This window comes from uncultured Negativibacillus sp. (assembly GCF_944388365.1).
Classification (GTDB): Bacteria; Bacillota; Clostridia; order Oscillospirales; family Ruminococcaceae; genus Negativibacillus.
Genome location: NZ_CALXIN010000080.1, coordinates 1 through 8064, shown reverse-complemented (window position 1 = coordinate 8064; position 8064 = coordinate 1). Strand labels below are relative to the sequence as shown.

7 protein-coding genes and 1 pseudogene are annotated in these 8064 nt (G+C 55.9%); all 8 read left to right on the top strand.

Going from position 1 to position 8064, the window contains the following annotated elements; all coding sequences use genetic code 11:
* Positions 1–300 (top strand): annotated as a pseudogene (locus tag Q0L39_RS09405) (phosphate--acyl-ACP acyltransferase); the annotation flags it as partial.
* A 175-nt stretch (positions 301–475) separates the two neighbouring features.
* Positions 476–1156: a ribonuclease III gene (gene rnc / locus Q0L39_RS09400; RefSeq protein ID WP_296628656.1), complete on the top strand. Its 681-nt coding sequence runs from the start codon at positions 476–478 to the stop codon at positions 1154–1156.
* On the top strand, positions 1156–2163 hold the full coding sequence (locus Q0L39_RS09395) for a radical SAM protein (RefSeq protein WP_296628654.1): 1008 nt from the start codon (positions 1156–1158) through the stop codon (positions 2161–2163). The genes rnc and Q0L39_RS09395 overlap by 1 nt, the downstream gene beginning before the upstream one ends.
* Positions 2164–2267: 104 nt before the next feature.
* Positions 2268–5840, top strand: a complete 3573-nt coding sequence (smc, locus tag Q0L39_RS09390; RefSeq protein WP_296628653.1) for a chromosome segregation protein SMC — start codon at positions 2268–2270, stop codon at positions 5838–5840.
* Between the two features lie 19 nt (positions 5841–5859).
* Complete coding sequence (gene ftsY, locus Q0L39_RS09385) at positions 5860–6804, top strand: signal recognition particle-docking protein FtsY (protein ID WP_296628652.1); 945 nt, start codon at positions 5860–5862, stop codon at positions 6802–6804.
* Positions 6804–7394 (top strand): RdgB/HAM1 family non-canonical purine NTP pyrophosphatase, encoded by a 591-nt coding sequence (gene rdgB / locus Q0L39_RS09380; RefSeq protein ID WP_296628650.1) that lies wholly within the window; start codon positions 6804–6806, stop codon positions 7392–7394. Before ftsY ends, rdgB begins: the two co-directional genes overlap by 1 nt.
* Before the next feature lie 42 nt (positions 7395–7436).
* Positions 7437–7724 (top strand): ribosome assembly RNA-binding protein YhbY, encoded by a 288-nt coding sequence (gene yhbY / locus Q0L39_RS09375; RefSeq protein WP_296628647.1) that lies wholly within the window; start codon positions 7437–7439, stop codon positions 7722–7724.
* Positions 7725–7745: 21 nt separating this feature from the next.
* Positions 7746–8064 (top strand): nicotinate-nicotinamide nucleotide adenylyltransferase (locus Q0L39_RS09370; RefSeq protein ID WP_296628645.1); only part of this gene is annotated, 319 nt, incomplete at its 3' end.

The following is an 8064-nucleotide window of genomic DNA, read 5'->3' as shown; positions in this document are numbered from 1 at the left end:
TTCTTCTCGAATCAGCTCAAAGGAATGCTGCTGCGCTCGACCAAGACAAAGATTGCAGCGCTGCTGTTGAAGGACAGCGTGGCTGACTTTAAGAAGAAGCTCGACTATAAGGAGCACGGCGGCGCACCGCTGCTGGGTATCTCCAAGACGGTCATCAAGGCGCACGGAAGCTCGGATGCGCGCGCCATCAAAAACGCCATCCGTCAGGCAAAGCAGTGCATTGAAAGCGGCGTCATCGAGCAGATTGAGCAGAACCTCAGCCAGATGAAGGCACAGGCAAAGGCCGCCGAAGAACAATAGAAAAACTGTTCCGGCACAGTGTTCCCAGACATAACGGGAACACTGTGCGCGGGCGTTTTTGAAAAGTGCTTATAATGTGCAGAACATTGTAATAATTTTTGAGATATGCCCGTTTTTATCAAGAGGGGAAGAGCATTGTACCATCGAGATGATCGTCAGAAAGGAGATTACTGCCATGAAGCAGATTCATGAATTGCAGGAGACAATTCATTATCATTTTAAAACCCCACTCTATCTGGAAATTGCGCTGACCCATTCCTCCTATGCAAATGAGGTCAAGCATCAGGTCAAATATAACGAGCGTCAGGAGTTTCTGGGCGACGCGGTGCTGTCCATCATCGTGTCCGACTACCTGTTTAATAACTACACCGTCCCAGAGGGCGAACTGACCAAGCTGCGCGCCGCCATCGTCTGCGAAAAATCGCTGGACGTCATGGCAAACAAGATCGGACTGGGACAGTATCTGCGTCTGGGCCGCGGCGAGGAGATGACCGGCGGACGCACCCGCCCTTCGATCATCGCCGATGCCTTTGAGGCGCTGATTGCCGCCATCTACCTCGACAGCGGTATCGAGAGCGCCCGCAGCTTTGTGCTGCCGTTTGTCATCGAGATGCTCGAACACGAGGACAGCCTCTCCTTTAAGGATTATAAGACCATCCTGCAGGAGATTATCCAGCAGAATCCAGAGGAAAAGCTGGTGTATAAGCTGGTGGAGGAAAAAGGCCCCGACCACGACAAACGCTTTGTGGTGGATGTGCTGCTCAACAGTAACGTCATCGGCAAAGGCGAAGGCAGAAGCAAGAAGAATGCCGAGCAGATGGCAGCAAAGGAAGCGCTGGAGCTGATGGGTCAGTAATGGGCCACGCGAATGTATCGGTCTTTGTCCCGCACATCGGCTGTCCCAACCAGTGCAGCTTCTGCAATCAACGCAGCATCTCGGGACAGCAGCAGGCGCCGACTCCTGAAGAGGTGCAGGAAATCTGCCGTCAGGCGGTTTCTCTGCGCAAAGGACAGCTTGATGACACCCAGCTTGCGTTTTTTGGCGGCAGCTTCACTGCCATCCGTCGGGACTACATGCTCTCGCTGCTGCAGGCAGTCCAGCCGTTTCTGGGAGAGGGAGGCTTTGCGGGCATCCGCATCTCCACCCGTCCCGATGCAATCAATGAGGAAATCCTCGACATTTTGCAGCAGTATCAGGTCACCGCCATCGAGCTTGGCGTGCAGAGCATGAATGACCGCGTCCTTCGCCTAAACAAACGCGGACATACCGCAGAGGATGTGGTGAAGGCGGCAGCGTTGATCCGGCAGACAGACATCGAACTCGGTGTCCAGATGATGACCGGTCTGTACCAGAGCAGCTTGCAGGACGACCGCGAGACGGCAGAAAAACTAGCGGCGCTGCATCCAGTGACGGTGCGCATCTATCCGACCATCACCATCGAGGGCACCGAGTTGGCAGAGCTGTATCGGCAGGGACTCTATCAGCCGATGGAGCTTGCACAAAGCGTCGAGCTTTGCGCCGAACTGCTCCTCTTTTTTGAGGAGCGGGGCATCCGCGTCATCCGTCTGGGACTGCACGATCAGCCGTCGCTGGAACAGGATTTCGTCGCAGGTCCCTATCATCCGGCCTTTCGGGAGCTGTGCGAGGGAAGAATCTATCTCAAACGGGCGCTGCAGCAGTTAAAGGACGTTAAGCCTCAGGTGCCGCTGGATCTCTTTGTCCATCCAAAAGCGCTTTCCAAGATGGCTGGACAGCACCGCTGCAACCTCATGCAGCTGCAGCAGCGAAATCCTGTGAAGATCAGGCCGGACGACAGCCTGCCATTGTTTTGCGTGAGAATCAAACCGCAGGAAAAGAGATAACAAAGAAAAACTTACTTATTCTATCGAAGAAATCATACAGATCACAAATTTGGGAAAACAGAAAACCATATCAATCGGAAAAATTGGCAGAGAGAGGTGAAAACTTGCAGCTGAAATCCTTACAGATTCAGGGTTTTAAATCCTTCCCCGACAAAACAGAGCTTATGTTTGGACGGGGACTGACCGCCGTTGTAGGTCCCAACGGTAGCGGAAAAAGCAATATTTCCGATGCAGTGCGCTGGGTGCTGGGCGAACAGTCCACCCGCAATCTGCGCGGAGAAAAGATGGAGGACGTCATCTTTCTGGGCACCCACAACCGCAAGCCCACCGGCTTTGCCAGTGTGTCGCTGACCATCGACAACGCCGACCGCCAGCTTCCCATCGACGCCGACGATGTCACTATCACCCGACGGCTCTATCGTTCGGGCGAGAGCGAGTACCGTTTAAATAAAACAGCGGTGCGCTTAAAGGACATCACCGAGCTGCTGATGGATACCGGCTTGGGACGCGACGGCTATTCGATCATCGGACAGGGCCGCATCGAGGAGATCGTAGCGGCAAAGAGTACGCAGCGCCGCGAAATCTTTGAGGAGGCGGCGGGCATCAGCAAATACCGCTACCGCAAGGCGGAGGCGGAGAAAAAGCTGGAAAACGCCTATGAAAACCTGCTGCGCTTAAAGGACATCCTTTCCGAATTGGAAGGACGGGTCGGTCCACTGCGGGAGCAGTCCGAAAAGGCAGAGCGGTTTTTAAAGCTGGCACAGGAAAAAAAGACGCTGGAGATTTCTCTGTGGATCAATACCATCGAAAAGCTCCGCGCCGACCTTGTCAAAAAGGAAGAGGAGTGTCTCATCGCAAAGAACCGCTGCGCCGACATCAATGCCATTCTGGACGAATTCCAGCACCGCATTGAACAGGATTTTGAACAGGCACAGCAGTATGCACTGCAGATCGACGAGCAGCAGCGCCTCATCAGCTCGATGCGCGACCAGCAGTCGTCCTGTGACGCCGGCATCGCCGTCGCCCAAAACGACCTGCAGCACAACAACACCTCCATCGAACAGACCAACGCAGAGATCTTGTCCTATACCGAAAACAAGGATGAAACCAAAACCCGACTGAAGGAAAATGAGGCGCAGCTGATGCAAAAGCGCGCCGAGCTGCAGAAAGCGCAGTCCGACAGTGAGGAGGTCCGGCAGGAGATCGTTTCGGTAGAGGAGGAGATCGCCGCACTGGGCGACCAGATTGCTGCCCTCAAAGGAAAGCGCGCGGCTTTTGAACAGGACATCACCCGCCAGAAGCTAAACCGCGTTTCCTCCGATGCACTGCTCGAGGAGACAACCCAGCGTTTGCAGCGCCTGCGCGATTCCAGCACCGAGCGCGACGACGGCATCGCCGCACTGCAAAAGGAGAAGGAAAACTGCCAGCAGCTGCTGTTGCAGATCGCACAGCAGGAGCAGTCGCTGCAAAACACTCAGTCGGGTTATCAGCTCAAGCTCAAACGTCACCAGCAGACCCAGCAGGCGCTGGAAGAGGAGTGCAGCGACATTCAGCGCACCATCGACCAGCACAGCCACCGCGCGGGCATCCTTGCGGAGATGGAAAAGAGCATGGAGGGCTATTACAGCTCGGTCAAAAACGTGCTGTCCCAGAGTGCCAGCGGACGGCTGCACGGCATCATCGGCACCGTCTCGCAGATTCTGTCGGTGTCGCCGCAGTATACCGTCGCTATCGAAACGGCGCTGGGCGGTGCGCTGCAGAACATCGTCACCGAAAACCAGAATGCAGCTAAAAATGCAATCAACCATTTGAAATATACCCGTGCAGGCCGCGCCACCTTTTTGCCGGCCGACATTTTGAAGCCGCAGACCCTCGATGCAAACGGCATCGAAAGGATGGAAGGCTTTGTGGCCCGGGCTTCCGACCTTGTCAGCTGTGAGCCGAAGCTAAAAAATATCGCAGAAAATCTGCTGGGCCGCATTGCCGTGGCGCAGGATATCGACGCCGCGGTCGCCATCGCCCGCCACTACCAGTACCGCTTCCGCGTGGTCACCCTCGACGGACAGCTGATCAATGCCGGCGGTTCGATGACCGGCGGTTCGATCTCGAAGAATACCGGATTGCTCTCCCGTAAAGAGGAGATTGACACACTGCAAAAGAAGATCGCCGATTTAAACAAGCGGCTTGCATCCTATCAGCCGCAGCGGGAGCAGATGAAACAGATGACCGCCCAGCTGCAGGCGCAGATCGACGGCGTAGCGGCACAGATTGCCACCTGTGGGCAGGATAAGATCACCTATACTGCCGAACATAAACGAATCGCACTGGCACTGGAGGAGGCGCTGCACGCCCGTCAACAGATGGAGGAAGAATGTGCCCGCCAGCAAAAGCGTCTGGAGGAGTTGCGCAGCAGTTCCACCAACGCCGACAGCCTGATCGACCAGGTCAATCGGGAGCTGGGTGAACTGCGCGACAGTCTGGAACAGAACAAGCACCAGCAGGAACAGCTGGAGGAGGCAAAACAGTTTTTGCAGGAGCAGCAGCACACCCTGCGTCTGGACACGCTGGGACTGCAGAAGGACATCGAATCGCTGGAAGCGGTGCGGGAACAGCTCGAAGGTTTTGTCAGCCAGCAGAACAGCCATGTACAGATGCTGGTGGATAAGCTCAATACCCTGCAAAACGAAGGACGGCTGCTGAGAAAAAAGATCGAGGAGCTGCATCAGACCAAACAAACCCTGACGCAGGACATCCAGGCAGCCCAGCAAAAGACCGTACAGCTCCAGCAGCAGCGCGCCGAAGCGGAGCAAAAACTGGTTGGTTTGCGCAACGAGGAAAAGGAACAGATCGCCCGCCGCGAACGCGCCGCCGCCGAACAGTCCCGCTGTGAGGAGAAAAAGGCGCTGATGCAGGGAGAGTACGATAAATTGATCGCCAAATTGTGGGAAGAATATAACATGACCCGCTCCGAGGCGCTCTCGCAGGCCCAGCCTGTCGAGGATGAGCCTCGTGCGCAGAGCCATCTGGCGGACTTAAAGTCCAAGATTCGCGCGCTCGGTTCGGTCAATGTCGCTGCCATCGAGGAGTACCGCGAGGTGTCCGAGCGGTACGACTTCCTCAACCGGCAGTGCGACGACGTTGAGCGCAGCCGCACGGAATTGCTGGGACTGATTCGAGAGCTGACCGCCCAGATGAAGGAGCTGTTTGCGGACAGCTTTGAAAGAATCAACCGGAATTTCCAGCAGATTTTCACCGAACTGTTCGGCGGCGGTCAGGCAAAACTGACCCTGACCGATCCGGACAATCTGCTGGAATCGGGCATCGAGATCACCGTCCAGCCGCCTGGCAAGATCATCAAGAATCTTTCCGCGCTTTCGGGCGGCGAAAAGGCCTTTGTGGCCATCGCCATCTACTTTGCGATTCTCAAGGTCAAGCCCTCGCCGTTTTGTATTCTGGACGAGATTGAAGCGGCGCTGGACGAGGTCAATGTCAGCCGCTATGCGCGCTATCTGAAGAATCTGTCGGACAAGACACAGTTTATCGCCATTACCCACCGGCGAGGCACCATGGAAGAAGCAGATATCCTCTATGGCGTGACCATGCAGGAAAAAGGTGTTTCCCGCCTGCTGGAGCTGGATGTTACCCAGGTGGAGAGCCGGTTGGGAATGAAGTCATAAAAAGTGAGGAGGTACGAAGATGGGATTTTTTAATAAAATTGCTGAAGGACTGAAAAAAACAAGGGACTCGATGATGGGAAAGGTGGACGCACTGCTCAATTCCTTTACCAAAATCGACGAGGACTTTTTTGAGGAACTGGAAGAAAATCTGATTATGGCGGACGTGGGCGCAGTCACCTCATCGCGCATCTGTGAGGAGCTGCGCAAGAAGGTCAAGGAAAAAGGACTGAGCGACGCTATAGAGGTAAAGGCAGCGCTCAAGGAGATCATCGCACAGATGCTCGAAGGCGATGCATCGCTCGACCTGTCCACCACACCGTCGGTGGTGCTGGTCATCGGCGTCAACGGCGTCGGCAAAACCACCACCATTGGAAAGCTCGCCAACAATCTGCGCAAGGACGGCAAAAAGGTGCTGCTTGCTGCCGCCGACACCTTCCGTGCAGCAGCGATCGACCAGCTGCAGATCTGGGCTGACCGCGCCGGCGTCGAGATGGTACGCCACGAGGAAGGTTCCGATCCGGCAGCCGTTGTCTTTGACGCGGTCAACGCCGGCAAAGCCAGAGGCTGCGATGTGGTCATCTGCGACACTGCCGGACGACTGCACAACAAAAAGAACCTGATGGATGAGCTTGCCAAAATCTCCCGTGTCATCGACCGCGAGGCTCCAGGCAGCGCCAAAGAGGTGCTGCTGGTGCTGGATGCCACCACCGGACAGAACGCGCTCAATCAGGCAAAGCTGTTCCAGCAGGCGGCAGGACTGACCGGCATCATCCTCACCAAACTCGACGGCACTGCCCGCGGCGGCGTGGTCATCGGCATCAAGGAGGAGCTGAACATTCCGATCAAATACATCGGCGTCGGCGAGCAGATCGACGACCTCAAGCCGTTTGATTCCCACGACTTTGTCGAGGCATTGTTTGAGGGCACCGATGAAAAGGTGCAGGACGAAGAGGAGGACGCATAATGAAATTGGTGCTTGCGACCAACAATCAAGGAAAGGTGCGGGAGTTTGCCCGCATCCTGGAGCCACTGGGCATTGAGGTAATGACCCAGAAGGAGGCAGGCGTCCATCTTTCTCCCGAAGAAAATGGAAAGACCTTTGCCGAAAATGCCCGCATCAAGGCATTGGCTGTCTACCGTGCCACCGGATTGCCCACCGTTGCGGATGATTCGGGACTGTGCGTCGATGCACTGGACGGAGAGCCAGGCGTCTACTCGGCGCGCTACTACGGCGAGGAAACTCCTTATGAGGAAAAGAACCGCCGCTTAATCGAAGCGGTGAATGCAAGCGGAAAGGCGCGGACCGCCCGCTTTGTGGCGCACATCACCTGCGTGCTATCCGAGGAACAGATCCTCGACTGCGAAGGTGTGTGCGAAGGTCAGATCGGCCATGCTCCGGCAGGAGACGGCGGATTTGGCTATGATCCCATCTTTTATGTGGGCGGCAAGAGTTTTGCCCAGCTGGACGGACAGGAAAAGGACGCCATCAGCCACCGCGGAAAGGCGCTGCAAAAGCTGTATGAGCAGCTGGATGCGCTGACAAAGAACCAATAACAGACAAAAACAGTTACAGATAAGAGAAAGGAAAAGAAAAATATGTTGACAAGCAAGGAAAGAGCAAAGCTCAGAACATTGGCAAACCCGCTCGACACCATCCTGCAGGTGGGCAAGGGCGGCATCAGCGACACCCTGATTAAACAGGTGGACGATGCCCTGCGCGCCAGAGAGCTGATCAAAATGCGCGTGCTGGAAACCGCTCCGGCCTTTGCCCGTGAGATCGCCCACGAGCTTGCCGAACAGACCGGCTCGGAGGTTGTCCAGGTGATCGGCACCCGCTTTGTGCTCTACCGCCGCAACCCAAAAGAGCCAAAGATCGTCCTGTAAGGACGTTTGTGAGAGGCTAAGATGATGGAAAGGATCGGCGTTTTTGGCGGCACCTTCAATCCGGTGCATCTGGGTCATGTTCGCCTAGCGGAAAATTATATCAAGGCGCTGGGTTTACAGCGTCTGCTGGTGATTCCGACCCGTACTCCGCCGCACAAGGCTGCTCCCCATCTGCCCGATGGTCAGATCCGGCTGCGGCTGTGCCAGCTTGCCTTTGCGGACATCCCGCAGGTGCAGGTCAGCGATATGGAGCTGCGCCGCAGCGGCAAAAGCTTTACGGTGGACACACTGCGCCAGCTGCACCAGCTTTACCCGCAGGCAGAGCTGTTTTTGCTGGTGG

Coding starts and splice junctions, on each gene's coding strand:
- rdgB (WP_296628650.1), top strand. CDS start 6,804: ATGAAATTGGTGCTTGCGACCAACAATCAAGGAAAGGTGCGGGAGTTT.
- yhbY (WP_296628647.1), top strand. CDS start 7,437: ATGTTGACAAGCAAGGAAAGAGCAAAGCTCAGAACATTGGCAAACCCG.
- rnc (WP_296628656.1), top strand. CDS start 476: ATGAAGCAGATTCATGAATTGCAGGAGACAATTCATTATCATTTTAAA.
- ftsY (WP_296628652.1), top strand. CDS start 5,860: ATGGGATTTTTTAATAAAATTGCTGAAGGACTGAAAAAAACAAGGGAC.
- Q0L39_RS09395 (WP_296628654.1), top strand. CDS start 1,156: ATGGGCCACGCGAATGTATCGGTCTTTGTCCCGCACATCGGCTGTCCC.